The following is a 25362-nucleotide window of genomic DNA, read 5'->3' on the forward strand; positions in this document are numbered from 1 at the left end:
GCATGACAGCACCTCACGAGACCGCTTATCCGCGACTGAAGCAAGACCCCACCGCCCGCGAGCTGGATCTGCACTTCACGCCCTCCGCGGACGAGCTGGCCTTCGTGCAGGCCTTGAGCAAGCAACCGGCCATCCGTTTGGCCGTGATGCTTCACCTGAAAACCCTTCCTCACCGCGGGCACTTCGGCGCACTGAGCCAGATACCTGATCGCATCGTGCGGCATGTGGCTGACGCCTTGGGTTACCGGCGCGCCTTCAGTGCCAGCGATCTGGATACCTACGACGCCTCGCGCATGAAGCGCGATCACATCGCCCAGATTCGGCAGTACTTGAACGTGCGTCCCTTGGGCGAGCCCGGACGACAGTGGCTGCGGACGGTGGCTCAGCAAGCGGCCCAGACCAAGCACATGCTGCCGGACATCATCAACGTGATGGTCGAGGAGCTCTACCACCACCGGTATGAATTGCCCGCCTTTCGCACGCTGGATGACATCGCCACGGCCGCCCGTGAAAGCGTCCACGAAGGCCATTTCGAACGCATCGCTGCGTTGCTGACGCCAGCGGCGCGCAAGAGGGTCGATGAGCTATTAGTCGTCACTGCGGGCGACACGCATAGCGGCTGGCAGGCCCTGAAGCGCGAACCCAAGCGTCCCGGGAACAAGGAGGTGCGCTTTTATCTGCAGCACATCGACCGGTTACAAAAGCTCGCCGCGATGATTCCTGCGCTCGAAGTACCGGTGCCCAAGCTGAAATATTTCCGGGCGATGGCGCGAGCACTGGATGCCGGCGAGTTGGCCGAGCTCAAGCCTGCCAAGCGTTATGCCCTGGCCGCCGTGTTCATCCGTTCCCGGCACGGCAAGGCCTTGGACGATGCGGCGGACCTCTTCATTCGATTGCTGCAGAACCTGGAGAACACCGCTCAGAAGAATTTGATGGCCTACCAGGTGGAGCATTTGAAGCGCACCGACCACCTCGTAGCGCAACTGAAAGAGATCCTTCAGGCCTATCAAGTGGACGGAACCGACAGCCAGCGTATTGATGCCATTGGCGATGCCATCGGGTCGGACCTGACCAGAACGCTCGCCGAATGCGATGAGCATATGGCCTATGCCGGTAAGAACTTCCTGCCGTTCCTGGCCAAGCCGTACGCCCAGCAGCGAGCCTTGCTGCTCAACTGCCTGGACGTGATGGAGCTACGCACCTCATCCCAAGATCCCGCCATGGAACGCCTGATCAAAGCGCTGGCAGCACTACGGGCCCAGCGCAGGGATGTGGTGGAGGCGGCATCGCTGGGACTGAGCTTGGACCATGACTTTGGTTGGCTGTCGGCGAACTGGCGGCGGCATGTGTTCCCCAAGGATTGGGGTGTGGACCGGGTGGGCTGGATGCAACGGCGCTACTTCGAACTGGCGGTGCTCTTCCAGATCAAGGACGAGTTGAAGTCAGGCGACCTGTTTATCCCCGGCGGGGAGCGCTATGACGACTATCGCGAAGAGCTGGTCGACGAGAGCACCTTCCAGGAAGAACTGGACAACTACGGTGAGGTATCCGGTATCGCGACCGAGCCTACAACCTTCGTCGAAAAACTGCGGGAGCAACTTCGAACGAAGTGCCGCGAGGTGGACGCTCGTTTTCCCGAGAACGCGCACGCCGACATTGTTGACGGTCGGCTGATCCTCCGGAAGCTGCCGCGCACGGAATTGTCCAAGGCCATCGCGCTGGTCGACAGCCTCATCACCGAGCGCTTGCCCGAAACGAGCATCGTCGATGTGCTGGTCGATGCCACCAGCTGGGCGGACTTGAACCGACACTTTAAGCCGCTCGCCGGCACCCAAGCGCGCGTGCGTGACTTGCACCACCGCGTCGTGACCACGCTGTTCTGCTATGGCTGCAACCTCGGACCCACTCAGACCGCGAGATCGGTACGCGGCTTCAGTCGTCGGCAGACCGCTTGGCTAAACCTCAAGTACGTGACAGAAGACACCCTGGAGCGTGCCACGGTCGATACGATCAATCTCTACAACAAGTTCGAGCTTCCCGGCTACTGGGGCAGCGGTAAATCCGCGTCAGCCGATGGCACGAAGTGGAGCGTCTACGAGCAAAACCTGCTCTCGGAATACCACATCCGCTATGGCGGCTACGGTGGCATTGGTTACTACCACGTGTCCGACAAGTACATCGCGCTCTTCAGCCGTTTCATTCCTTGCGGCGCCTATGAAGCGATCTACATCCTCGATGGGTTGATCGAAAATCGATCCGAGATCCGGCCGGACACGGTGCACGGTGATACACAAGCCCAGAACTTCCCGGTGTTCGGCTTAGCCCATCTGCTGGGCATCGATCTCATGCCTCGCATCCGAAACATCAAAGACCTCTCGCTTTCCAAGCCGGACCCGCAAGCGTCTTACCCCAACATCCAGGCGCTGTTTGGCGACGGGAGCATCGACTGGACCCTGATCGAAACCCATCTGCACGACATGCTGCGCGTGGCCGTTTCGATCAAAACGGGCAAGATTTCTGCCTCCACCATTTTGCGCCGGTTGGGCAATTACAGCCGCAAGAACAAGCTCTACTTCGCCTTCAAAGAACTAGGGCGGGTCATCCGCACCTTGTTCCTGCTGCGCTACATCGACGATGCGGAAGTACGCAAGACGATCCAGGCGGCGACCAACAAGAGCGAGGAGTTCAACAACTTCACTAAGTGGGCCTTCTTCGGCGGGCAGGGGATCATCGCCGAGAACGTGCTGCATGAGCAGCAGAAAATCGTCGGTTACAACCACTTGGTGGCGAACCTGGTCATCCTCCACAACGTCGAGCAGATGTCCCGGGTCCTGGCCGAGCTCCGCGATGAGGGCGTCGAGATCAGTCCGGAGGTACTGGCCGGCCTGTCGCCCTATCGGACCGCGCACATCAACCGCTTTGGCGACTACACCGTCGACACGAGCAGGGAGGTCACGCCCATCGACTTTGCTCGCCGCATTCTTCATGCGGCCGAGGAGGCGGCAGCCGCTGAGCTGGACAACGAAGAGACGGTAGAGCGACAGCCTACAGCGACGTAATTCCTAAGCGGGGGCTAAGCGGGGGCCACACCTTAGGCGAGAAATTGCCGGTTTTTGGGTGGATCCCTGCCGACCCTCATGCAAAGATGTACTTCGAGGCGCTGGAGGAGCATCGCGCCGCCGGCGATCTGGTGCTCCCAGACCTGCTCGACACCGACGTCGGCAGCGAGCAGTTCTCCGGCCGCGCCAAGGTGTTGCGCGAACTGGTCGAACACCACGTCAAGGAGGAAGAGGAGGAGATGTTCAAGGAGGCGAAGAAGCTGCTTTCGGCCGCCGAGCTCAAGGCACTGGGCGCACGCATGGAACAGCGCAAGGTCGAACTGGCCAAGCAAGTCGGTGGCTCGCGCGGCAAGGCTTGAACCGCGAACGCAACGGGGAAAGACGGACACCCCGGACGGCGATCCCAAACCGCCGTCGGCGGCCTACAATGCGACTTTGACGGGCGCCAGGGTCACGGAAATGGAAGCGGAAATGGAAGACTGCAAGCGCGTGCTGGTGGTCGAAGACGACCCCGTGGTGGCCATGGTGATGGAAGACACGCTGCGGGCGATGGGCCTGGAGGTGCTGGTCGACCTCAATCTGGTCGACGCGCTCAACGACGTCGAGGCCACCCGGCTCGATGCGGCGATGATCGACGTGGGCTTGCGCGGCGAGAATGCGTGGCCGGTGATGGCCGCCTTGCAGAAGCGCAACGTCCCGTTTGCAGTGATGTCCGGTGGCGACCTCAGCGGGTTGGCGCAGGAGTTTCCGCGGGTTCGCATGGTGAACAAGCCGGTGTCGGTGGATACGCTGCAGCAGATCGTGCGCGAGCTGCTGGCTTCGCCGCCCGCTTCGGCGGGCGGTTGAGCAACCCGACCGGCTCAGTTCGCGTCGTCGCCGTCCGCGACATCGCCCAGCATCCGCTGCAACCGCTCGGTCAGCGCGCTCACCGTGAACGGCTTGGTGATCAGCTCCATGCCGGCGGCGAAACCCTTGCTTGAGGCCGCGTCGGCGGCATAGCCCGTCATCAGCAGTACTTTCAGTTCGGGCTGGCGCGCGCGCAGCGTGTCGGCCAGCGAGCGGCCGCTCATGCCCGGCAGGCTGATGTCGGAGATCAGCATGTGCAAGTGGCCGTGCGATTCCAACGCGGCCAGGGCGGCATCGGCGTCCGGCGCCTCCAGCACCGCGTAGCCCAGCTGGTGCAGTACCTCTACCACCACCTGGCGCACCACCTGTTCGTCTTCCACCACCAGCACCACTTCGCCGTTCGACGGGCGCGGGGTGGCCTCGGCCTGATCGTGCCCTGGGCGCGCCAGCTCGACATGGCGCGGCAGATAGAGCTTGATCGAGGTGCCCTCTCCCGCCGCGCTGCGGATGTCGCAATAGCCGTTCGACTGCCGTGCGAAACCATAGACCATCGACAGGCCCAGGCCGGTGCCCCGCCCGGTCGGCTTGGTGGTGAAGAACGGCTCGAAGGCATGCTCCAGCACCTCCGGGGCCATGCCGGTGCCGTTGTCGACGACCTCGATGCAGATGTATTGCCCGCTGTCCGCCTCCAGCCAGTTGCCGCTCTCGATCGAGCCCGCGTCCAGGTTGCTCGAACGGATCAGCAGGTCGCCGCCGTCGGGCATCGCGTCGCGCGCGTTGATGGTCAGGTTCAGCAAGGCGCTTTCCAGCTGGTTCGGATCGCACAGGGTCAACCACAAGTCGTCCGCCAGCTCGAAGCGCAGCGTCACCGCCTCGCCGAGCGTGCGCTGCAGCAGTTCTTCCATCGACGCGATCAACGGGTTGGCCGCCACCGGACGCGGGTCCAGCGGCTGGCGGCGAGAGAAGGCCAGCAGGCGATGCGTCGTCGCCGCAGCGCGATTGGCCGAGTTGAGCGCGCCCTGGACGAAACGCTGCAACGTGGCGGCGTCGCCCGAGCTGGCGTGCAGCTGGATCAGATCCAGTGAACCGATGATGCCTTGCAGCAGGTTGTTGAAGTCGTGGGCCAGGCCGCCGGTGAGCTGGCCGACGGCTTCCATCTTCTGCGCCTGGCGCAGTTGCGCTTCGATCCGGATCTTTTCGCTGAGGTCGCGGATGAATACGTTGGTACGCGATTCGCCGTGCAAGGACAGGCTGCTGACGCTCAGTTCCACCGGGATCGTTTCGCCCACGCGGTTGACCATCTCGCTCTGCCGTGTCGCCCCGCGCCTGGCGCCCCGCGCCGGGCTGGGTTCGAGGTCGGCCAACAGTCGCTCGGGATGACCGGGCGGACCGACCAGGGTCGCCAGCGGCTTGCCGCGGGCCTCCGCGCGCGACCAGCCGAACATTGCCTCGGCCTGCGGGTTCCAGCGCACGATGCGGCCGGCGCCATCGAGCTGGGCAAAACCGTCCAGCGCGGAGTCGATGATGCCGCGTGCCAGTTGGTCGCTCTCGGCCAGCGCCGTCTCGGCCTGCCGGCGCCGCGAGATGTCGCGGGTGATCTTGGCGTAGCCGACCAGCACGCCATCGTCGTATATCGGGTCGATCACCACGCTGGCCCAGAAGCGGCTGCCGTCCTTGCGCACCCGCCATCCCTCGGCCACGTAATGGCCTTCCCGCCTGGCCGTTTCCAGCGCCGTCTGTGGCGTGCCGCGACTGCGTTCTTCCGGCGGATAGAAGCACGAGAAATGCTGGCCGATGATCTCCTCGGCGCGGTAGCCCTTGATGCGTTCCGCGCCGGTGTTCCAGTTGGTGATGATGCCGCGCGGGTCCAGCATGAAGATCGCGTAGTCGGTCACGTTGGACACCAGCAGCTGGAAATACCGTTCGCTGCGGCTCACGCCCGCCATGCCGGCTTCCGCGACGCGGGTGCGCTCGGCCATCCGTCGCTTCAGGTGGCTGTTCAGATCCTTGCTGGCCTGCCCTGCCTCACGCGGATCGGGGATGTCCACCAGCATGTTCACCGCGCCGGTCAGCACGCCCCCGTCGAACAACGGCGTGGAATAGGCGGCGAACGCGATCCGCCGGCCATCGGCCCGTTGTGCCAAGGCGATGTCGCCATGAATCGCCCGCGCTTCGCGCACCGCCCGCGCCATCGCGCACTGCTCGTGCGGCAGCGGCGCGCCATCGGCCTGGAACAGTCGCGCAAACAGACACCATTTCTCGCCCGGCATCGGGCGCCGCCCGGCCAGCTCCACGGCCGCTTCATTGAAGAAGGTGATGGCGCCTCCGGCATCGGTGCCATGCACGGCGATCGGCAAGGCCTGCAGCAACTGCTGCGAGAGGCGACCGCGCTCCGCCGTGGCGCGCTGGCGCGAGTTCTGGTCCTTGACGTCGATGGTGATGCAGCGCGAGTGCACGAACTGGCCGCGCTCGAAGCGTCCACTGGAGCTGATCTGCACCTGGCGCACCCGGCCGTCACCGCCGATCAGCCGCGCCGGCCGCTTGTCCACCGATTCGCCGGCGCGCACCCGCGCGAGCAGCGCGCACAGGTTGTCGTCGTCGGCATCGAAATCGGCCAGGTTGTGGCCCACATACTCGTCGCGGCGATAGCCCAGCAGGTCCAGCTCGGCCTGGTTGGCACGCAGGATCGTGCCGTCGGCCGCGACCAGCCGCATGCCCACCGCGGCATGTTCGAAAAAATCCTCCGCGTCGCTCATCCCCTTCCTGTCGCCGCCGTGCCCGGCCGCATGGGGTGGTGAGGTGGAATCTGCCATGCAACGCATCCCGTCCCGATTCGAAAGCAGCCTGTCCCGTCAGGAAGAAACCCCGCGTGCGACGGCATGGTTCACGACCGTCTCACGGCGCCATCCCCAGTCTGTGGCGCGATCACTATGCACCGCCCCCGCGGGCGTTGCCAGCCACGCCAGTCAAGCCGACCGCCCGCACAGCCCACGCCAATGTCAGAACAACGCACCATCGTCACCACGCACCGGCACGCATCCGCGCTCGCCACGCGCCTGGCTGGCAACCGCAACCGCGTATCGGGCATGGCGGGCTGAGTCATGGCCTCCGCTTCGCACAAGGTGGTCTACGTCGCGCTGGGCGGCAACCTGATGATCGCGATCGCCAAGTTCGTGGCGGCCGGGCTGTCCGGCAGCTCGGCAATGCTGAGCGAGGGCGTGCACTCGCTGGTGGACACGGTGAACGAAGTGCTGCTGTTGTACGGCTTGCATCGCGCCGGCATGCCGCCGGATCGCAGCCATCCGTTCGGCTATGGCCGCGAGCTGTATTTCTGGAGTTTCATCGTGGCGCTGCTGGTGCTGGCGGCAGGCGCAGGCGTGTCGTTCTACGAAGGCGTGATGCACATCCGCGAACCGGAGGCGATCAAGCGGCCGTGGATCAACTACGCGGTGCTTGGCGTGTCGTTCCTGTTCGAAGGCACTTCGTGGCTGGTGGCGCTGCGCGAGTTCCGCGCGCGCAAGGGCAAGCTGGGCTACTTCGAGGCGTTCCGGCTGAGCAAGGACCCGAGCACCTTCACCGTCCTGCTGGAAGACAGCGCGGCCTTGCTGGGCCTGCTGATCGCGCTGGCCGGCGTGGTGGGCGCGCAGGCCTTCGACGCGCCTGTGCTCGATGGCGTCGCCTCGCTCGGTATCTCCGGCGTGCTGGCCTCGTTTGCCCTGCTGCTGGCGCGCGAGACCAAGGGCCTGCTGATCGGCGAACCGGCGCACCCGAGGGTGAGCGGTTCGATCCTGGCGATCGCTGCCGCGGACCCCGGCGTGCATGCCGCCAACGGCGTGCTGACCGTGCAGATGGGACCGAACCAGGTGGTGGCCACGCTGAGCGCCGAGTTCGAGGATGCACTGACCACGCCGCAGATCGAGGCGTGCATCAACCGCATCGAGGCGCAGGCCAAGACGATCCATCCCGAACTGCTGTCGCTGTTCATCAAACCGCAGACAGCCGAAACCTGGCGTGAGCGGCGCCGGTACGTCGAGGCGGCGGGTGACCAGCTGACCTCGTGAGCTGCCGCACGCGGCTGCCCGAAGCGGCGGTAGAACGGGCGCTGCACGCGGCCGGCCTGGAGGATGAAGCCACCGTGGTCACCGCGCGGCTCGAACCCAGCTGATCCGCGGCGGGAGGCCGTGAGCGCCGTGCGGCGCCCAGTTCGACCACGTTGACCAGATTGCCCGCCTCGTCCCACAGCGCCTGGTCGTCCTGCCAGACCAGCCAGCCAGCTCGCACGCGGCGCAGCCGCAATCGCCGTGGCACTCGCCGCAACGTTCGGTGCAGGTGCAAGCGGCCCGCCGGCGCACGTCGACCGCGCCATTCAATCGCAGGTAGCCATCCGGCGGCCAGCGACGGATGCCCTCGCGCGTCGGCAGCTCCGGTGGCGGGGATGGGGCGGCGTTCACCTGCACGGCCTTGCCGCCGACGGCCGGTCGCGCCCGGGGGGCGGCTGCGACGGCGGCAGCTCGGGTTCGTTCGGCGTGGGCTGCGGTTCCGTGGGATCGGGGAACGGCGGCGGTGCGGGATCGGGCGGCTGGTATTCGGGATCGCCGGCGGATGATGGCGGGACGCTGGACAGCATGATCGGCAGGGAGTGCGATGGCATGAGCGGTCTCCTCGGGACGTGGCTCGATCCTCGCCGTTTCCGCGCCGATTTCCCGTGAGATTCGCGCGACGCGATCGTGAGCAAGTTTCGCCGAAGAAGTGACGCTTGCTGTTGACTCGCCAGGAGCGATCCCACCCCAGCCCTCCCCTGCGCGCAAGGGTACGAGCGCTGCATCAAGGGCCTTCGCCGGGGCGCCATCGCTGGAAGCTCGAGGGCATGGCCCGGCCGCATGCCCACGCGATGTCGACACCGCGCCGTGCAGGCTGGGTGCATGGCCGATATCTTCACCGTGTGGTGGCAGTTGTGGCAGCAGCATGTCGCGGTGCGGCTGGGCGTGACCGTGGTGGCCGGTTTGTTGCTGGCGCTGGTGCTGCGTGTCGCGATCCACGCCGTGCTGCGGCGGCTCGCGGGCGATCGCCCGGTGATCGCCGACCTGATGCAGCGCGCCCACGCGCCGCTGCAGTGGCTGCTGCCTCTGCTCTCGCTTTTGCTGGTGCTGCGCTATGGCCCCGCACTGGACTCGGCACCGATGGCACTGGTCGAGCATCTGTTGCTGATCGGTTTGCTGGCTGCCGGCACCTGGCTGGTGGTGCGTTGCGTCGGCGCGTTCGAGGGCGCCGCGGTGCGGCGCTATCCGATGGATGCCGCGGACAACCTGCAGGCTCGTCGGGTGGTCACCCAGGTGCGCGTGCTGGCGCGCACTGCCGACGTGGTGGTGATCGTGCTGGGCACGGCGATCATCCTGCTCACCATTCCCGGCGTGCGCCAGCTCGGCGCCAGCCTGCTCGCCTCCGCCGGCGTGGCCGGGCTGGCGATAGGACTGGCGGCGCGGCCGGTGCTGAGCAACCTGATCGCCGGCCTGCAGATTGCGCTGACCCAGCCCATCCGTCTCGACGACGTGGTGATCATCGAAGGCGAATGGGGCCGCATCGAGGAGATCGCCGGAAGTTACGTGGTGGTGCGCATCTGGGACGAACGCCGGCTGGTGGTGCCGCTCAACTGGTTCATCGAGCATCCATTCCAGAACTGGACGCGCCGCAGTTCGCAGCTGATCGGCACGGTGTTCCTGATGCTGGATTTCCGCACGCCACTGGCGCCGCTGCGCGAGGAGTTCAAGCGCCTGTGCGAGGCCTCGGAGCAGTGGGATCGTCGCGTATGCGTGCTGCAGGTCACCGACGCCACCGAGCAGACGATGCAACTGCGCATGCTGGTGAGCTCCACCGATTCGGGCCGCAACTTCGACCTGCGTTGCCAGGTGCGCGAGGGACTGATCGCCTTCGTTCAGGCGCACTACCCGCACGCGCTGCCACGCTGGCGCGGCGAGCTGGATCGTGGCCAAGAATCCGCCGCGCCGATGCCGCCGGCGCCGGCACCGCAGCGCGCGCCGTCGGCCGAAGACGGCGGCCCCGAGCGTCGCGCCAGCTGAACGGCAGCCGACGTTCTGCGACGTCTTTCACGGCGTGCGGACCAGGCCGATGCCAAGGTCACGACGACGCCGACGACGGGAGTCACGCGCATGTTTCCCAAACGGGTGCTGCTGGTGGAAGACGACCCCGATACCCGCGAGATCACCGCACTGCTGCTGCAGCACGCAGGCTACACGGTGATCGTGGCGCACGACATCGCCAGCGGCGTGGCGGAGTCGGAAGCACGGCAGGATTTCGGCGTGATCGTGACGGACATGTATCTGGGCCGCGGCCAGACCGGCATCTCGCTGATTCGCAGCCTGCGGGACAGCGGCTCGCGCACCCCGATCGTGCTCACCTCCGCGCACGAGGAAGCATCCATCGCCGCCCGCGACATGAAGGTGCTGTTCCTGCCCAAGCCGTACGGCCGGCAGGCCCTGCTGTCGGTGGTGGCCATGGCGCGCGTGTGTGGCGTCTGAACGATGCTGCCGCCTCATCGCTGCGGCACGACAGTGTCACGCCCGCTTGCCGCACCGCGCGGTCTGCCGGGAGCTCGCCCGTGGCCCGGGAGATTGCGCCTGTCCCATCGGAAGCGACCCGCGCACGGCGGCAGCGCCCGGTATCGGCACGCACGCCGAGCGGAGCAAGTGAATGGTCGCCGCCGACAGCCCCGGTTGCTCCCACCTGGCGTGCTCGTGGCAGTGCCAGCACCTGCACGCTGGCTTCGGCATGGTTTTGAACCGGGGTAGTTCAGCTTGCCTTGTGGCGGGAGGCGCGCTTTTTCGCTGACGCTTTTCTCGTCGCGGACTTCTTCCTGGCCGTGGTCGTGGTGGTTCGCTTGTCCCCTTTCCCGCCCGCCGCCGACTTCTTCGCCGGCGTGCGCTTGTTGCTGGCCAGGCTCTGCTGCAGCAGCGACATGAAGTCGACCACGTTGGTGGTGGCGTTCTCCGGCATCGTCTCCTCGTCTTCCGGTTCGGTGGTCACCACGCCTTTCGACTTCATCCGCTTCTCGATCACCTTGCGCAGGCGATCACGGAACTCGTCGCGGTACTCGGCCGGATTCCACTCGTCGCTCATCGACTCGATCAGCTGCTCGGCCATCTGCAGCTCCTTGGCCGAGATGCGGTAATCCGACGCTGTCCCTGCGGGAATCTTGTAATCCTCCGCGTCGACCAGCTCCTGTGGGTAGCGCATCAGCATCAGCATCAGCGCATCCCCCCGCGGCACCACTGCGGAGAGGTATTCGCGCGTGCGGATCACCACCCGCGCGATGCCGATGCGGCCGGTGCGCTTGAGCACCTCGCGCAGCAGCACGTAACCCTTCTCCGCCTTCTTGCCCGGCAACAGGTAGTACGGCTTCTCGAAGTATTCCGGGCCGATCGAGTCGGCCTCGACGAAGGCTTTCACGTCGACCGCCTCGCGCCCCTCGGCGGCGGCCGACTTGATGTCCTCCGGCTCCAGCACGACGTAGTTGCCCTTGGCGTATTCGAACGCCTTGACGATCTCCTTCCAAGGCACCTCCTCCCCGGTCTCGGCGTTCACGCGCTCGTACCGGACCGGCGTGTTGCTGCGGCTGTCCAGCATGCGGAAATGCAGGTCCACGCTGCGCTCGCCGGTCATCAGCGACACCGGCACGTTGAGCAGGCCGAACGACAGGGTTCCGCTCCAGATGGGTCGTGCCATGGCTTCAGACTCCGGCAGCGAACAGGTCGACAGACTATTCCGGTTTGTGCGTGCAGGGGCTGTCAAACGTGCCGTGCGAATCACGCACACGCTTCACCTGCGGCGCACGCCGGGCGCACTACGGTGCGTCGCGTCGCCACCGCGGAGCCATCCGATGCCTGTCGCCGAACGCAGCAAGGCTGCCCGAACCGCCGTCAAACGCCGGCGTCCGATCCGGGCTGCCACCGGACAGGCCGAACGACGCAAGCCTGCCAGCGGTCCGGTGTGGACCTCGCCGAATTCGGCGGACCAGTCGGCGCAGAAGGTCGGCGAGTTCGGCGCATCCAGCGCGATGGGCCGCCCGGTGCAGCCGGAGCAATTGGCGCCGTCCCATGTCTTCCTCGCGGCGCCGTCGTGCGCCAGCTGCCTTTCCGGCGCGGTGCTGCCGGTGACGAGCGGCCCGACCGGCTGAGCGATCATGGGCAACCTGCGCGACTATCAACGCAAGCGCGATTTCTCGAAAACGCGCGAACCGGCCGACAACGCGGCGGGACGCCGGGGCAGTCGCGCGATCTTCGTGATGCAACTGCATCATGCCAGCCGCCGGCACTTCGATTTCCGCCTGCAACTGGGCGACGTACTGAAGAGCTGGGCGGTGCCGAAAGGACCCAGCTACGACCCGCAGGTGAAACGCCTGGCGGTCGAGGTGGAGGATCATCCGGTGTCCTATGCCGGCTTCGAGGGCGACATCGAACACGGCTACGGCAAGGGCCACGTCGACCAGTTCGACATCGGCGTGTGGACCACCGAAGGCGACGCCGAAGCGCAGTTGCAAAAGGGTCACCTGCGCTTCGAGCTGTTCGGCAAGCGGCTCAAGGGCGGCTGGCACCTGGTGCGCAGCGGCCGCAAGGAACGCCAGCCGGCGTGGTTCCTGATCAAGGCCAAGGACGCGTTCGCCGGCGACGTGGAAGCGGACGACCTGCTCGACGCGAAGATGATCCGCAGCACCCGCGCGGCCGCGACAACACCGGCGACCAGGGCGGCGGCAAAGAAGTCCACCGCACGCAAGAAAGCCGTGCCGAAGGGGAAAAAAGTGCCGCGCTTGCGCCTCGCCAAGGCAGCCGCCGCGCTGGACGGGGCGCGCCCGGCGCCACCCGGCACCGAGTTCTTCAAACCGGAACTGGCACGCCTGCGCGAGTCGCCGCCGCCAGGCGAGCAGTGGCTGCATGAGGTGAAGTGGGACGGCTACCGCATCCTCGCCGCGATCGCCGACGGCGAGGTGAAGCTGTGGTCGCGCAACGCGCTGGCCTGGAACGAGCGGCTGCCAGAGATCGTGCAGGCGCTCGAATCGCTGGGATTGCATTCGGCCCGGCTCGATGGCGAGCTGATCGCGCTCGATGCCCGCGGACACAGCGATTTCAACGGCCTGCAGGCCACCCTGTCCGGCGAAGCACAATTGCCGCTGGTCTACATGCTGTTCGACCTGCCCTACCTCGAAGGCAGCGACCTGACCCGGGTACCACTGCTGCAACGCAAGGCGCTGCTGCAACGGCTGCTGGCCCACGCGCCGAAACACCTCGCCTTCAGCAGCCATGCGGTCGGCGACGGTGAAGGCGCGTTCCGCACGGCGACCGAGCAGCAGCTGGAAGGCATCATCTCCAAGCGCGTCGATTCGATGTACCGAGCAGGACGCGGCGACGACTGGCTGAAGATCAAGCGGCTGGAAAGCGACGAGTTCGCGGTGGTCGGCTACACGCCGCCCAAGGGCAGTCGCAGCGGTTTCGGTTCGCTGCTGCTGGCCCGACCCGATCCGGAGGTGTCGAACGGCTGGATCTATGTCGGACGCGTCGGCACCGGCTTCTCCGACGAACAGTTGCGGCAATTGAGCAGGACCATCACCGACAAGGGCAGCAAGAAACCGACGGTGAAACTTGCCGCGATCGATCCGCTGCTGCGCGGTGCACACTGGGTCGAACCGAAGGCCGTGGCCGAGGTGTACTACCGCGGCATCGGCAACAAGAACCTGCTGCGCCAACCGAGCCTGAAGACCATGCGTACCGACAAGTCCGCCGCAGACCTGCGCGACAGCGATCGCGCCCCATCCACGCGCTCCGCCAGCAACCGGCGACGGCGCGGCGGCGGGATGTCCGCCGCCGACATCACCATCACCCATCCCGACCGCGTGGTGTATCCCGAGGACGGCATCACCAAGCAGGAAGTGGCCGACTACTACACCCGCGTGATGGACTGGTTCCTGCCTGGCGTGGTGGACCGTCCCACCTCGGTCATCCGTTGCCCGGAAGGTACCGGGAAGGCCTGCTTCTTCCAGAAGCACATGATCGCCGGCCTCAAGCACGTAGGCAGCGCCAGGCTCAAGGAGGAATCCGGCGGGCAGGCCAGCTACATCTATCCGCGCGATGCCAGCTCGGTGATCGAGCTGGTTCAGTTCGGCGTGCTGGAGTTCCACCCCTGGGGCGCGACCGTCAGGCAGCCGGACCTGGCCGACCGCGTGGTGTTCGACCTCGACCCCGGCGAGGACGTGGCCTGGGACCGCGTGGTGGCGGCAGCGCGGCTGGTGCGCAAGCTGCTGTCGCAGATGGGGCTGGAATCATTTTTGCGTACCACCGGCGGCAAGGGCCTGCACGTGGTGCTGCCGTTGAATCCGGGCTGCCCGTGGCCGCAGGTGAAGGGTTTCGCCCAGGCGTTTGCCAGCTCCCTGGCGCAGGCCCATCCGCTGGAGTTCATCGCCACCGCCAGCAAGGCACGCCGCGGCGGCCTGATCTATGTGGACTACCTGCGCAACAGCCGCGGCGCCACCAGTGTGGCGTCCTACTCGTTGCGCGCACGACCCGGCGCGCCGGTGGCGATGCCGTTGCGCTGGACAGAACTGGGCAAGCTGAAAAGCGGCCACGATTTCGACATCCATTCCGCGCCCCAGCGCCTCGCGCGGCTGCGCAGCGACCCGTGGGCCGGCATCGGCGAGCTGAGCCAGAACCTCGACGACGTGATGGAAAAACTCGGCTGAGGATCGCCCGCGCCTTTCGCGCGATGCTCTTCGTCGCATGATGCAAAAGGCATCGCGCACGGAGTGCGCTCCCACGGATTCGCGACGGAACCATGCAGGGCGGGCCGTGCCCGCCCTGCGTCGGCGTTGGACCAGGTCGACGTCGACGGCGTTACGCGGTAGCGCCAAGCGCGTCGATGATCGCGTCGGCAAAGGCGGGGATGTCGCCCGGGCGGCGGCTGGTGATCAGCTGGCCGTCACGCACCACCTCGCTGTCCTGCCAGTGCGCGCCGGCGTTCTCCAGATCGGTGCGCAGCGACGGCCACGAGGTGACCTGGCGATTCTTGACCAGGCCGGCTTCGATCAGCGTCCACGGAGCGTGGCAGATCGCCGCCACCGGCTTGCCTGCGTCGTCGAACGCCTTGACCAGCGTGATCACCGCGGGCACCCGCCGCAGCTTGTCCGGGTTCATCACGCCGCCAGGCAGGACCAGCGCGTCGTAATGCTCGACCTTGGCCTCGTCCAGGGGCACGTCCACCGGCACGGCCCTGCCCCAGTTGCCATCGCTCCAGCCCTTGATCTCCCCGGCGTGGCCGGGGGCGATCACGTCGGTCTGCGCGCCGGCCTGTTCCAGCAGGCGTTTGGGTTCGGTCAGTTCGGACTGTTCGAAGCCGTCGGTGGCGAGGATGGCGATGCGGCGGCCGGTGAGGTTGAAGGACATGGGGCACTCCAGGATCGGAAAGCCGCAGCATCGCCGCTGCCACATGCAGGCAGCGTGCGGTTGTCGTGAGCGCGGCGTGACTCAAGTGCGAGCTACGCCCGCCACCCCGCCGCGAGAGAGCCCGCGGCATGACGAAGCAAACCGTCGTTCACCCCATCGTCATCCGCGCGAAAACGGGGTCATGTTCAGCCCTTCCGCCGCGACGCATCGTTGACGGCCCTTGCACCGGGACGCTGCGAAGGTGCAGGCGTCGCGATGCTGTCCGCGATCTCCGCAACTCCTCGTGCACAAAGGAATACGAACATGTCGATTTCACTGCTGGTGCTCATCGTTCTCGTCATCCTGCTGATCGGTGCGTTGCCGACCTGGGGCTACAGCCGCTCCTGGGGTTATCGTCCGACCGGCGGCATCGGCATCATCCTGCTGATCGTGCTGGTGCTGTGGTTGCTTGGCGTTTTTCACTGAGCGCCCCGCCGACACCGTGATCGTCCTGGCCAAATCGGTGTAACCCGTGCGCGCGGCGGCAAAGTGCCAGGATTGCCTGCCGGGGCGCCGTGCCACGCAGACCGCATCGGGACTCGGGATTTGCCCGGGGAAGACGCTGCCGGAGAATCGAGTATCCGCAGCCCCGGGCAACGAGCGGTGAGCCGGCATCAGCGCAGCGGTTCGGCGGCCCTGTCGCCCTGGCAACGGATCGGCCCGCCGTCGCGGCCGCGAGCCTGGGTGAAGCTGGAGCCGCGGCGGTTGATCACGATGCCGTTGGCACATTGCTGGTTGGCGTCCAGCAGGTAACTGGCGGTGACGCGCTGCGCCTCCTGCTGCTGGCGCTGCAGCTGCACGGCGCGGCGGGCCTGGTATTCGCGCGCCTGGTCGGCGACCTGGCGGTAATTGCTGGCCAGCTCCTCGCGACGCTGGCGCAGGTCGCGCTCCAGTTCGTCGTGGCGCTGGCGCGCACTGGCACGGGCTTGTTCGGCCTGTAGCGCGGCGGCGCGCTCGGTTTCCTGGATCAGCTCGTCGGCATGGCGGGCGGCAAGCCAGCGCGACACCCCGTTCCAGCCCAGGATCGCCACGACGAGGGCGGCGACAGCGGCGGCGATTTTCCAGCGCAAGGCAATCGTCATGGCTCCCGCTCCCGCGCGGCGATTCAGCGACCGAAGATGATTTCTTCACCCTCGTGGTCACGGTCCCAGCCGCGCAGCTGGTCGCGGATGTGCGCGATACCCTGCCGGCCGAGCGCATTGCGCTCCTCATCCAGTACCTGGCCGTCGAGCAGCTCGGCCAGTCGCTGCGCGGTGGGCAGCATGGCGTCCCAGGCGTCGAGCGCGGGGACCGGCCCGGGCAAGGTCATGAAGAAACTGACGCCGGAGGTCTGCAGCGCATCCAGCCGGGCCAGGTCGAAATTGCCCGGCTTGAGCATGTTGGCGACGCTGAAGATGGGGCCCAGCTCGCGCTTGCCGTCCACCAGGCGGTGATAGATGCCCATGTCGCCGAATTCCAGCCCGGCCTTTTCGGTGGCGACGACCAGGTCCGGTCCGTTGAAACGCGCGCCATCGCGCGCCACCACGAACAAGGTGACGATGCGTTCCACCGGCGTGTCGGCCGGGCGCCGACCCAGCTCCGAGCGCGGCACCGGCTTGGTGACAGGCGGCGCCGGTGCCGGTGCCGGTGCGGCGGCGGGCGCTTCGGCGACGGGTTCGGCGGGCGCGCGCAAGGTATCCACGATCGAGGCGGCGTGGCCGGCCAGGCGTTCGGTCAGGCGCTCGGCCGGCTTGGCCGCATGGCGTTCGCCGGAAAGCGTGGCGCCCAGGCGCTCCAGTTCCTCGCGCAGGCCGACGTCGAGCTCGCCTTGCTGCGGCGTCGCCGAGGTGTCGCCCAGGCTGAAGGCCGGGTCGTCGGCCAGGCTGGAGCCGCCCATGGTGGGCTCGCGCCGCGCGTGTCCGTGCGTGTGCGTATCGCCCGCTGCCCTGCGCTTGCCCTGCTCTTTCCGCGGCTGGCCGAACAGCCAGATCAGTGCCAGCACGACCAGCCCCACGATCAGCATCGGAATGCCGACGGCGGCGTTCCACGCAAAGGCAAGCAAAGGTTGCACGGTCATCATCGGTTCCTCAGGCAGCTCCCGCCAGTTTAGCCGCTTCGGCCAGGTCGACCTGCACCAGCCGCGACACGCCGGGCTCGCGCATGGTCACGCCGCACAGCTGGGTGGCGGCTTCCATGGTGGCCTTGTTGTGGCTGATGAAGATGAACTGCACGTGTTCGCTCATCTCGCTTACCAGGCTGGAGAAGCGGCCGACGTTGGCCTCGTCCAGCGGCGCGTCGACTTCGTCGAGCAGGCAGAACGGCGCGGGGTTGAGGCCGAAGATGGCGAACACCAGCGACACCGCGGTCAGCGCCTTCTCGCCGCCGGACAACAGCGAGATGTTGGACGGGCGCTTGCCCGGCGGGCGCGCCATGATCGTCACGCCGGTGTTGAGCAGGTCGTCGCCGGTGAGTTCCAGATAGGCATGGCCGCCACCGAACAGGCGCGGGAACAGTTCCTGCACGCCGGCGTTGACCTTGTCGAAGGTTTCCTTGAAGCGGTGGCGGGTTTCGCGGTCGATCTTCTTGATCGCGCCTTCCAGCGTTTCCATCGCGCTGACCAGGTCGGCCAGCTGGTTGTCCAGGTAGGTCTTGCGCTCGCTCTGTTCGGCGTGTTCCTGGATCGCAGCCAGGTTGACCGGCTCGATCCGCGCGATTTTCTGGCCGATGTCGGCGAGCTGTGACCGCCACTGGCTGGCGTCGATGTCGTCGGCCAGTTCGGCCAGCAGGGTTTCCAGTTCGAGGCCGGAAGCGGTGATCGCTTCGGCCAGTTGTTCGGCGCGCAGCTGCAGCGCCTGGGCGGCGAGACGCTTCTCGGACAGGCCCTCGCGCAATGCCGACAGGCCCTGCTCGGCCAGGTGGCGCTGCTGTTCGAGCTTGCGGAATTCGAGGTCGCAGTCTTCCAGTGCGCGGCGCGCTTCCACCAATTGCTTGTCGACCAGCAGGCGCTGGTCCAGATACGCCTGGCGCTCGGCTTCGAGTTCGGCGATCGGGTCGGAGCCGGCAGCGAGCTGTTCGGCGATCTCGTTGCGGCGCGCCTCGATCTGGCGCAGCTGGGCATCCATGCGACCTAGCGCCTGTTCCAGCGAGCTCAGCGACGAGCGCTTGGACTCCAGCGAGAGCGCCAGCGAGTGCGATTGATCGGCCGCCTCGCGCGCATTCATGCGGGCTTCCTCGCGCGCCTCGAGCAGGCTGCGGCGTTCGTTTTCCAGTTCGCGGCGCTGGTCTTCCAGGTCGCCCATCAGGCCGACCGATTCGTCCAGCCGCGCGCGCGCCTCACGGGTCTGGTTCTGCAATTCGTCGATCTGCGTGGACAGGTCGGCCAGCTCGCCGCTGACCTTTTCGGCACGGGCGCGGGCGGTCTCCAGCTTGCCGCGGTGGCTTTGCAATTGGCCGGCCAGTTCGGACTGGCGACGGTGCGCGTTGTACAGCTCGCGCTGGGCGTCGTCGCGCGCGCGTTCGGTTTCGAATTTGCTGGTGCGCAGGTTGTCGAGCCGTTCGCTGGCTTCTTCCAGCTGCGCTTCCAGCATGGCGATCTGTTCGGCCAGCGTGCGCAGCTCGCGCTCGCGCGCCAGCACGCCGACCTGGCTGCCTTGCGCCCGGCGCACGCGCGCCCAGCCCGGGCCGAGCCATTCGCCGCCGCGCGTCATCACGGATTGATACGGTGCCAGTGCGGACAGCGAGGCCACCTGCCGGTGGGCGTCGGCCAGCGATTCGGCGGTCAACACGTGGCCCAGTATGGCCATCGCCGCCGCCGGGCCGCGTACGTGGGCGGCCAGCGTGCCAGCGGCGCCGACGCCGCCCTCGGCGTTGTCGAGCAAGGCGATGTCGGCGTTGTCGAGCGCATCGAACTCCGCCGCCAACGCATGCGAGCCATCCACCAGCACCGCGTCCAGAAATCCGCTCAGCGCCGTTTCCACGGCGGTCTCCCAGCCGTTTTCGACCTGCAGCGACTCACCGAGGCGGCGTGACGTGTTCAACCCGAGACGAGCCAGCCAGCTGCTGGCAGCGTTTTCTTCCTGGCCGAGCGCGGCATGCTGCAGCGCTTCGAGCGAGGCGTGCCGGCCACGGGCGGCCTGCAGTTGCTGGCGGGCCTCGTTCAGCGCCGACTGCACCTGGCGCTCTTCTTCCTGCACTTTTTCATGGTTGGACTTGTACTGGTCGAGCAGGCTGCCCAGGGTTTCCACGCGCTCGCGCTGGGCGTCGTGTTCGCTGTGCAGTTGCTCGCCGGCGGCGGCCAGTGCGGCCACGTCGGTAGCTTTCTGCTCGGTTTCCAGTGCTTCGCGGCGGCGCGCCAGGTCGATGCCCTGGCGGTCGAGGTAATTGAGCTTGGTGCGTTCCACTTCGGCGGCGCGGTTGGATTCGCCGGCATTGCGGGTGTGGCTGTCCCAGCGCTGTTGCCAGTCGGCCAGCCTGGCCTCGGTGCTGCGCTGGGCTTCGGCGGTGTCGTCCTGCAGCTGCTGCAGGGCTTCGAGTTTCGGTTCGCCTTCGGCCAGCGCCATGCGCAGGGCTTCGACCTGCTCGCGGTCGGTGGCGATGTGTGCGGCCAGTTCCGCGTGCTCGCGCTCGCTGTCGGCGTGGGCGCGCTGCAGGCGTTCGGCGCTCTCCTTGTTGTGGCGCACTTGCTGCTCGACACGGGCGATCTCGGCGCCGACCTTGTAGACCTCGGCCTGGACCGCGTTCAGGTGCTCGCTGGCGTCGGTGTGGCGTTCGCGCATGACCTCGATCTGCGCCTCGATCTCGCGCTGGCCGGCCAGCTGCTTCTCGATCTCGATCTCGGCGGCGGACAAGCCGGCGCCTTCGCTGTCGTGCTGGCTCTTGAGGCCGCGGTATTCGAGCGCGCGCAGCTCGGCTTCCTTGCGTGTCTGCTCTTCCTTCAAGGCTTTCCAGCGCTCGGCGGCGCGGGCCTGGCGGTTCAGGTGTTCGAGCTGCTTGTCGACTTCGTCGCGCACGTCGCGCACGCGGTCGAGGTTTTCGCGGGTGGCCTTGATGCGGCTTTCGGTCTCCTTGCGGCGCTCCTTGTACTTGGAGATACCGGCGGCTTCCTCCAGGTGCGTGCGCAGTTCGTCCGGGTGCGCCTCGATGATCTGGCTGATCATGCCCTGCTCGATGATCGAGTAGCTGCGCGGGCCCAAGCCGGTGCCGAGGAACAGGTCGGTGATGTCGCGCCGGCGGCAGCGCGCGCCGTTGAGGTAGTACGAGGATTGCCCGTCGCGGGTGACCTGGCGCTTCACCGAGATCTCGGCGTACTGGCCGTACTCGCCCTGCACCGAGCCGTCGGCGTTGTCGAAGATCAGTTCGACCGTGGCCTGCCCCACCGGCTTGCGCGTGTTGGAGCCGGAGAAGATCACGTCGGTCAGCGAGTCGCCGCGCAGGCGGCTGGCCGCGCTTTCGCCCATCACCCAGCGGATCGCGTCGATGATGTTGGATTTGCCGCAGCCGTTGGGGCCGACCACGCCGATCATGTTGCTCGGCAGGTGCAGGGTGGTCGGGTCCACGAAGGACTTGAAACCGGCGAGTTTGATCGTGCTCAGGCGCATGCAGTGTTCAACGGTAGGGTGCTACGGCCGGTGCAGCCGGATGACAGGGCACTGTGCCAAACGCGGGGGCCTGCTGCAATGCGTGTCCGCGTGAGATTTAGTGTAAAGAATACGATACAACTCATTGATAGATATTATTTCTCGACGGCATCTATGGAAACGGCATGGATCCCGTTGTCCATCAACCCCTGCAGCGCCGCGTAGACCATTCGGTGCCGGCGGATCGGCAACAGCCCGGTGAAGGCGGGGCTGGCGATGCGCACGCGGAAATGGCCCTTGCCCTCACCCGCATGCCCGGCGTGCAGGTGGCCTTCGTCGACGATTTCCAGCTCGGTCGGCGCCAGGGCCTGGGTCAGGCGCTGGCGGATCTGCTCGATCATCGCCTCGCTCACGCCGGCAGGGCCTTGCGGAATGGCTTGATCTGCACCTCGGCGTAGACGCCGGCCGCCACGTAGGGGTCGGCATCGGCCCAGGCGCGGGCATCAGCCAGCGACGGAAACTCGGCCAGGATCAGGCTGCCGCTGAAGCCGGCCGGGCCCGGATCTTCGGACTCGATCGCCGGGAACGCGCCGGCCACGAACAGGCGGCCCTCATCCAGCAGCGCCTGCAGCCGTGCGATGTGCGCGGGCCGCGCTCCCTTGCGCTTCTCCAGCGAGTCGGCAACGTCCGTTCCGATGATGGCAAACCACATGATCAAGCCTCCTGGTGGGATGGGTCGCGAGTCTGGCTCATGCGTGGCGCGCGGCTGCGGCCAGCTGCGCGGTGTCGACACGCACGAAAATCGAATCGCCCAGCGCGGTGAGCACTTCGCCCGCGTGGACCTCGCACAGCACGCGGGTCTTGCGCCCGACTTCGCCCTCGACGCGCGCCTTCAGCGTCAGCGGCACGTCCATCGGGGTGGGCTTGAGGAACTTGATGCCGAGGCTGCCGGTGACGCAGTCGATGCGCGGCTTGCTGTCCGGCGCGCGCTGCTCGGCACGGTAGTGGTATGCCATCGCGGTCCAGTTGGAATGGCAGTCCACCAGCATCGCGATCAGCCCGCCGTAGACCAGCCCCGGCCAGCCGTGGAAATCCGCTCCCGGCAGGTGCGTGCTGACCACGTGCACGCCGTCCTCGTGCCAGTGGCTCTTGATGTGCAAGCCGTGAGGATGGGCGCTGCCGCAGCCGTAGCAGACGCCGTCGGGCGCGGCCAGGTCCTGCAGCGCGGGCACGTCGGCGCTCATGCTTCCGGTCGCATGTAGGGGAACAGCAGCACGTCGCGGATCGAGGACGCGCCGGTCAGCAGCATCACCAGGCGGTCGATGCCGATGCCGAGGCCGCCGGTGGGCGGCAGGCCCACTTCCAGCGCGCGGATGTAGTCGGCGTCGAAGTGCATGGCCTCGTCGTCGCCGGCGTCCTTGGCGTCGACTTGGGCCTGGAAGCGTGCGGCCTGGTCTTCCGGGTCGTTCAACTCGGAGAAGCCATTGGCGATTTCCTTGCCGCCCACGAACAGCTCGAAGCGGTCGGTGATGCCCTTGTCGGTATCGTTCTCCCGCGCCAGCGGTGACACCTCCACCGGATGCTGGGTGATGAAGGTCGGCTGGATCAAGGTGTGCTCCACCGTCTTTTCGAAGATCTCCAGCAGCAGCTTGCCCCAGCCATAACCGTCCTTGATCTGTATGCCGAGCCGCCTGGCGTGCGCGGCCATCGCTTCGCGGTCGCGCAGCTCCTCGCGCCGGATCTCGGGGTTGTGCTCCAGCACCGCGTCTTCCATACGCCAGCGGCGGAACGCCGGACCCACGTCGATGTCGGCGCCGTCCCAGTGCAGCCGCGTCGTGCCCAGCACGGCCTGCGCGGTGTCGCGGATCACGCTCTCGGTGAGGTCCATGATCTCGTGGTAGGTGGCGTAGGCCTGGTACAGCTCCAGCATGGTGAACTCGGGGTTGTGTCGGGTCGACACCCCTTCGTTGCGGAAGTTGCGGTTGATCTCGTAGACGCGGTCGAAGCCGCCGACCACCAGGCGCTTCAGGTACAGCTCCGGTGCCACGCGCAGGTACAGATCCAGATCCAGCGCGTTGTGGTGGGTGACGAACGGTTTGGCCGTGGCGCCGCCGGGGATCACGTGCATCATCGGCGTCTCGACTTCCATGAAGCGGCGCGACGGCGCTTCCAGCCATTGACGCATGGTGCCGATGATCCTTGAGCGCAGCATGAAGGTGCGGCGCGCTTCCTCGGTGACGATCAGGTCCACGTAGCGCTGGCGATAGCGCTGCTCCACGTCGGCCATGCCGTGATGCTTGTCGGGCAGCGGGCGCAGGCTCTTGGTCAGCAGGCGCAGGTGATCCACGCGCACCGAAAGCTCGCCGGTCTTCGTGCGCATCAGCGTGCCTTCGGCACCCACGATGTCGCCCATGTCCCAGCCCTTGAACGCCTCGTAGACCTCGCCAACCGTGCCGGCATGGATGAACAGCTGGATGCGTCCGCTGAAATCCTGCAACTGCACGAAGCTGACCTTGCCCTGCACGCGCTTGAGTACGATGCGCCCGGCCATCTTCACCCGGCGCGCGGCCGCTTCGACGGCTTCGGCCGTGTGCACGTCCTTGTCGGCGAACTCGGTTTGCAGGTCGCCGGCGAAGCTGTCGACCTTGAAGTCGTTCGGAAACGCGATGCCCTGCCCGCGCAGCGCCTTGAGTTTTTCGCGGCGCTCGGCGATCAACTTGTTCTCGTCGGGAAGGGTGTCGGTGACTTCGCTCATGGATGGTTCCGTGGCTGCCAGCGCGCGCTGGACAGTGGATGTCTCGTGGATGGGGCGGCGCTCAATTGCCCTTGTCGAAAATCTGCTTGACGCCGCGTTTGGTGGCATCCCAGCCCTCGCGCGCGCCGTGGCCGATGGCGACGCCTGCCTTCTTCGCGCCATGGCCGATGCCGGTGCCGGCCTCTTTCGCGCCGTGCCCGATCTTCCTGGCCACATGCCTGGTCGCGTGACCGACATCGCGGGCGCCGTCGGCGACGCCGTGGCCGACCGCCTTCGCGTCCTGCTTGATGCCCTGTCCGGCGCTGCCCTGCGACGACTGCGCTGCCGCGCCGAACGCCATCAGCGCGACCAAGGCGATCAGGAAAATGCCGATCTTCTTGCTGTTCATGCGCGTCACCTCGTCAATGGGCGGGTCGAAGGGAATCGGGCGTCAGGCATCGATGCGCTTGGCGCCGGCTTCGAGGCCGGATTTCAGGCTTGCCTCGATGAACTCGTCGAGGTCGCCGTCGAGCACCTTCTGGGTGTCCGAACGCTCGATGCCGGTGCGCAGATCCTTGATGCGGCTCTGGTCGAGCACGTAGTTGCGGATCTGGCTGCCCCAGCCGATGTCGGACTTGGTCGCTTCCAGCGCGTCCCTCTCGGCATTGCGCTTCTGCACTTCCAGTTCGTACAGCTTGGCGGCCAGCATCTTCATCGCGCGGTCGCGGTTGGCGTGCTGGCTGCGCTCGGTCTGGCAGGCCACGACCGTGTTGGTGGGCACGTGGGTGATGCGCACCGCCGACTCGGTCTTGTTGACGTGCTGGCCGCCGGCACCCGACGAACGGTATACGTCGGTCTTCAGGTCGGCCGGGTTGATGTCGATCTCGATGCTGTCGTCCACTTCCGGCGAAACGAATACCGAGGTGAAACTGGTGTGCCGGCGGTTGTCCGAATCGAACGGGCTCTTGCGCACCAGCCGGTGCACGCCGATCTCGGTCTTCAGCCAGCCGTAGGCATAGTCGCCCTCGACGCGGAACGTGGCGGACTTGATGCCGGCCACGTCGCCGCCGCTGACTTCCATCAGCTCGGCTTTCCAGCCACGGTGCTCGCACCAGCGCAGGTACATGCGCAGCAGCATTTCGGCCCAGTCCTGCGCCTCGGTGCCGCCGGCGCCGGCCTGGATGTCGACGAACGCGTTCATCGCGTCCATCTTGCCGGAGAACATGCGCTGGAACTCCAGCTTGCCGACCTGCGACTCCAGCTTGTCCAGGTCGTCGATCACCGACTGCGCGGCGTCGTCATCGCCGTCGGCGACGGCCATCTCCAGCAGGTCGCCGGCGTCGTCCAGGCCGGCAGTCAGCGTGTCGATGCCGTGGACGATGGTGTGCAATCGGGCGCGTTCGCGACCCAGTTCCTGCGCGTTGGCCGGGTCGTCCCACACGGTGGGGCTCTCCAGTTCGCGGGTTACTTCTTCCAGGCGCTCGCGCTTGGTGGCGTAGTCAAAGATACCCCCTAAGCGCTTCGACGCGACCGCGGAGGTCGTCGATCTGCGCATGGATGGGATTGGTCTCGATCATCGTGAAATCTTGGTGGGAGGCGAGCACGCAAGAATAACAGACCCGTTTGCAGCCGGCGCCCCTTGCAGGGCGGGCACTGCCCGCCGACCTTTGATCCATGGCGACGGA

At 66.7% G+C, this 25362-nt stretch carries 21 protein-coding genes and 1 pseudogene; 9 read left to right on the forward strand and 13 right to left on the reverse strand.

Going from position 1 to position 25362, the window contains the following annotated elements; genetic code table 11:
* Positions 1-2 precede the first annotated feature (2 nt).
* The 3 genes and pseudogenes from ACVCMI_RS10275 to ACVCMI_RS10285 form a co-directional block, all read left to right on the forward strand.
* Positions 3-2990 (forward strand): annotated as a pseudogene (locus ACVCMI_RS10275) (Tn3 family transposase); the annotation flags it as partial.
* A gap of 155 nt (positions 2991-3145) precedes the next feature.
* Entirely contained in the window at positions 3146-3418 is a 273-nt protein-coding gene (locus tag ACVCMI_RS10280; RefSeq protein WP_447098890.1) for a hypothetical protein, read from the forward strand.
* Between the two features lie 112 nt (positions 3419-3530).
* Entirely contained in the window at positions 3531-3905 is a 375-nt protein-coding gene (locus ACVCMI_RS10285; protein ID WP_447098889.1) for a response regulator, read from the forward strand.
* Positions 3906-3919: 14 nt separating this feature from the next.
* Here the strand turns inward: ACVCMI_RS10285 and ACVCMI_RS10290 are convergent, their stop codons facing one another.
* Positions 3920-6718 carry a PAS domain S-box protein gene (locus ACVCMI_RS10290; RefSeq protein WP_447098888.1) on the reverse strand — a complete coding sequence of 933 codons (2799 nt, stop codon included), beginning with the start codon at positions 6716-6718 and terminating at the stop codon, positions 3920-3922.
* 288 nt (positions 6719-7006) lie between these two features.
* Here ACVCMI_RS10290 and ACVCMI_RS10295 point away from each other — a divergent pair, with 288 nt between their 5' ends.
* Positions 7007-7966, forward strand: a complete 960-nt coding sequence (locus ACVCMI_RS10295; protein ID WP_447098887.1) for a cation diffusion facilitator family transporter — start codon at positions 7007-7009, stop codon at positions 7964-7966.
* A 386-nt stretch (positions 7967-8352) separates the two neighbouring features.
* On the opposite strand, the gene ACVCMI_RS10300 is transcribed toward ACVCMI_RS10295, so the two are convergent.
* A complete protein-coding gene (locus ACVCMI_RS10300; RefSeq protein WP_447098886.1) occupies positions 8353-8556 on the reverse strand; it encodes a hypothetical protein in 204 nt (67 codons plus the stop codon).
* A gap of 271 nt (positions 8557-8827) precedes the next feature.
* On the opposite strand from ACVCMI_RS10300, the gene ACVCMI_RS10305 reads away from it, so the two are divergent.
* Both ACVCMI_RS10305 and ACVCMI_RS10310 read left to right on the forward strand, forming a co-directional pair.
* Positions 8828-9982 carry a mechanosensitive ion channel family protein gene (locus ACVCMI_RS10305; RefSeq protein ID WP_447098885.1) on the forward strand — a complete coding sequence of 385 codons (1155 nt, stop codon included), beginning with the start codon at positions 8828-8830 and terminating at the stop codon, positions 9980-9982.
* Between the two features lie 90 nt (positions 9983-10072).
* Positions 10073-10441, forward strand: coding sequence for a response regulator (locus ACVCMI_RS10310; RefSeq protein ID WP_395118500.1), 369 nt, complete (start codon positions 10073-10075; stop codon positions 10439-10441).
* 271 nt (positions 10442-10712) lie between these two features.
* On the opposite strand, the gene ku is transcribed toward ACVCMI_RS10310, so the two are convergent.
* Entirely contained in the window at positions 10713-11645 is a 933-nt protein-coding gene (gene ku / locus ACVCMI_RS10315) for a non-homologous end joining protein Ku (protein WP_447098884.1), read from the reverse strand.
* 154 nt (positions 11646-11799) lie between these two features.
* Here ku and ACVCMI_RS10320 point away from each other — a divergent pair, with 154 nt between their 5' ends.
* Together ACVCMI_RS10320 and ligD are read left to right on the forward strand one after the other, a co-directional pair.
* The gene (locus tag ACVCMI_RS10320; protein ID WP_447098883.1) at positions 11800-12096 is read left to right on the forward strand and encodes a hypothetical protein; all 297 of its coding nucleotides are present in this window, start codon (positions 11800-11802) and stop codon (positions 12094-12096) included.
* 6 nt (positions 12097-12102) lie between these two features.
* Entirely contained in the window at positions 12103-14649 is a 2547-nt protein-coding gene (gene ligD, locus ACVCMI_RS10325) for a DNA ligase D (RefSeq protein WP_447098882.1), read from the forward strand.
* A gap of 151 nt (positions 14650-14800) precedes the next feature.
* Here ligD and ACVCMI_RS10330 read toward each other — a convergent pair whose 3' ends face one another.
* Positions 14801-15349: a type 1 glutamine amidotransferase domain-containing protein gene (locus ACVCMI_RS10330; RefSeq protein WP_447098881.1), complete on the reverse strand. Its 549-nt coding sequence runs from the start codon at positions 15347-15349 to the stop codon at positions 14801-14803.
* Between the two features lie 303 nt (positions 15350-15652).
* On the opposite strand from ACVCMI_RS10330, the gene ACVCMI_RS10335 reads away from it, so the two are divergent.
* Positions 15653-15814: a DUF3309 family protein gene (locus tag ACVCMI_RS10335; protein ID WP_395118508.1), complete on the forward strand. Its 162-nt coding sequence runs from the start codon at positions 15653-15655 to the stop codon at positions 15812-15814.
* A 188-nt stretch (positions 15815-16002) separates the two neighbouring features.
* Here ACVCMI_RS10335 and ACVCMI_RS10340 read toward each other — a convergent pair whose 3' ends face one another.
* The 9 genes from ACVCMI_RS10340 to prfB all read right to left on the reverse strand — a co-directional run bounded on the left by ACVCMI_RS10340 (position 16003) and on the right by prfB (position 25254).
* Positions 16003-16470, reverse strand: coding sequence for a hypothetical protein (locus ACVCMI_RS10340; protein WP_395118510.1), 468 nt, complete (start codon positions 16468-16470; stop codon positions 16003-16005).
* 23 nt (positions 16471-16493) lie between these two features.
* Complete coding sequence (gene zipA / locus ACVCMI_RS10345) at positions 16494-17444, reverse strand: cell division protein ZipA (protein WP_447098880.1); 951 nt, start codon at positions 17442-17444, stop codon at positions 16494-16496.
* A gap of 10 nt (positions 17445-17454) precedes the next feature.
* Positions 17455-20964, reverse strand: coding sequence for a chromosome segregation protein SMC (gene smc, locus ACVCMI_RS10350; RefSeq protein WP_447098879.1), 3510 nt, complete (start codon positions 20962-20964; stop codon positions 17455-17457).
* A 134-nt stretch (positions 20965-21098) separates the two neighbouring features.
* A complete protein-coding gene (locus ACVCMI_RS10355) occupies positions 21099-21344 on the reverse strand; it encodes a BolA family protein (protein ID WP_447098878.1) in 246 nt (81 codons plus the stop codon).
* 8 nt (positions 21345-21352) lie between these two features.
* A complete protein-coding gene (locus tag ACVCMI_RS10360) occupies positions 21353-21655 on the reverse strand; it encodes a YciI family protein (protein WP_395118518.1) in 303 nt (100 codons plus the stop codon).
* 37 nt (positions 21656-21692) lie between these two features.
* Complete coding sequence (locus tag ACVCMI_RS10365; protein WP_395118520.1) at positions 21693-22187, reverse strand: PaaI family thioesterase; 495 nt, start codon at positions 22185-22187, stop codon at positions 21693-21695.
* Complete coding sequence (gene lysS / locus ACVCMI_RS10370; RefSeq protein WP_447098877.1) at positions 22184-23698, reverse strand: lysine--tRNA ligase; 1515 nt, start codon at positions 23696-23698, stop codon at positions 22184-22186. The genes ACVCMI_RS10365 and lysS overlap by 4 nt, the downstream gene beginning before the upstream one ends.
* Before the next feature lie 61 nt (positions 23699-23759).
* Positions 23760-24086 carry a hypothetical protein gene (locus ACVCMI_RS10375; RefSeq protein ID WP_395118524.1) on the reverse strand — a complete coding sequence of 109 codons (327 nt, stop codon included), beginning with the start codon at positions 24084-24086 and terminating at the stop codon, positions 23760-23762.
* A 42-nt stretch (positions 24087-24128) separates the two neighbouring features.
* Positions 24129-25254 (reverse strand): peptide chain release factor 2 gene (gene prfB, locus ACVCMI_RS10380; protein WP_447098876.1). Its coding sequence is split into 2 segments (ribosomal slippage): positions 24129-25178 and positions 25180-25254, totalling 1125 coding nucleotides; the frame shifts between segments, so codons are not numbered across the junction.
* Between the last annotated feature and the right edge of the window lie 108 nt (positions 25255-25362).

The organism is Rhodanobacter sp. UC4448_H15, assembly GCF_052978265.1.

Coding starts and splice junctions, on each gene's coding strand:
- ACVCMI_RS10280 (WP_447098890.1), top strand. CDS start 3,146: ATGTACTTCGAGGCGCTGGAGGAGCATCGCGCCGCCGGCGATCTGGTG.
- ACVCMI_RS10285 (WP_447098889.1), top strand. CDS start 3,531: ATGGAAGACTGCAAGCGCGTGCTGGTGGTCGAAGACGACCCCGTGGTG.
- ACVCMI_RS10290 (WP_447098888.1), bottom strand. CDS start 6,718: ATGGCAGATTCCACCTCACCACCCCATGCGGCCGGGCACGGCGGCGAC.
- ACVCMI_RS10295 (WP_447098887.1), top strand. CDS start 7,007: ATGGCCTCCGCTTCGCACAAGGTGGTCTACGTCGCGCTGGGCGGCAAC.
- ACVCMI_RS10300 (WP_447098886.1), bottom strand. CDS start 8,556: ATGCCATCGCACTCCCTGCCGATCATGCTGTCCAGCGTCCCGCCATCA.
- ACVCMI_RS10305 (WP_447098885.1), top strand. CDS start 8,828: ATGGCCGATATCTTCACCGTGTGGTGGCAGTTGTGGCAGCAGCATGTC.
- ACVCMI_RS10310 (WP_395118500.1), top strand. CDS start 10,073: ATGTTTCCCAAACGGGTGCTGCTGGTGGAAGACGACCCCGATACCCGC.
- ku (WP_447098884.1), bottom strand. CDS start 11,645: ATGGCACGACCCATCTGGAGCGGAACCCTGTCGTTCGGCCTGCTCAAC.
- ACVCMI_RS10320 (WP_447098883.1), top strand. CDS start 11,800: ATGCCTGTCGCCGAACGCAGCAAGGCTGCCCGAACCGCCGTCAAACGC.
- ligD (WP_447098882.1), top strand. CDS start 12,103: ATGGGCAACCTGCGCGACTATCAACGCAAGCGCGATTTCTCGAAAACG.
- ACVCMI_RS10330 (WP_447098881.1), bottom strand. CDS start 15,349: ATGTCCTTCAACCTCACCGGCCGCCGCATCGCCATCCTCGCCACCGAC.
- ACVCMI_RS10335 (WP_395118508.1), top strand. CDS start 15,653: ATGTCGATTTCACTGCTGGTGCTCATCGTTCTCGTCATCCTGCTGATC.
- ACVCMI_RS10340 (WP_395118510.1), bottom strand. CDS start 16,470: ATGACGATTGCCTTGCGCTGGAAAATCGCCGCCGCTGTCGCCGCCCTC.
- zipA (WP_447098880.1), bottom strand. CDS start 17,444: ATGACCGTGCAACCTTTGCTTGCCTTTGCGTGGAACGCCGCCGTCGGC.
- smc (WP_447098879.1), bottom strand. CDS start 20,964: ATGCGCCTGAGCACGATCAAACTCGCCGGTTTCAAGTCCTTCGTGGAC.
- ACVCMI_RS10355 (WP_447098878.1), bottom strand. CDS start 21,344: ATGATCGAGCAGATCCGCCAGCGCCTGACCCAGGCCCTGGCGCCGACC.
- ACVCMI_RS10360 (WP_395118518.1), bottom strand. CDS start 21,655: ATGTGGTTTGCCATCATCGGAACGGACGTTGCCGACTCGCTGGAGAAG.
- ACVCMI_RS10365 (WP_395118520.1), bottom strand. CDS start 22,187: ATGAGCGCCGACGTGCCCGCGCTGCAGGACCTGGCCGCGCCCGACGGC.
- lysS (WP_447098877.1), bottom strand. CDS start 23,698: ATGAGCGAAGTCACCGACACCCTTCCCGACGAGAACAAGTTGATCGCC.
- ACVCMI_RS10375 (WP_395118524.1), bottom strand. CDS start 24,086: ATGAACAGCAAGAAGATCGGCATTTTCCTGATCGCCTTGGTCGCGCTG.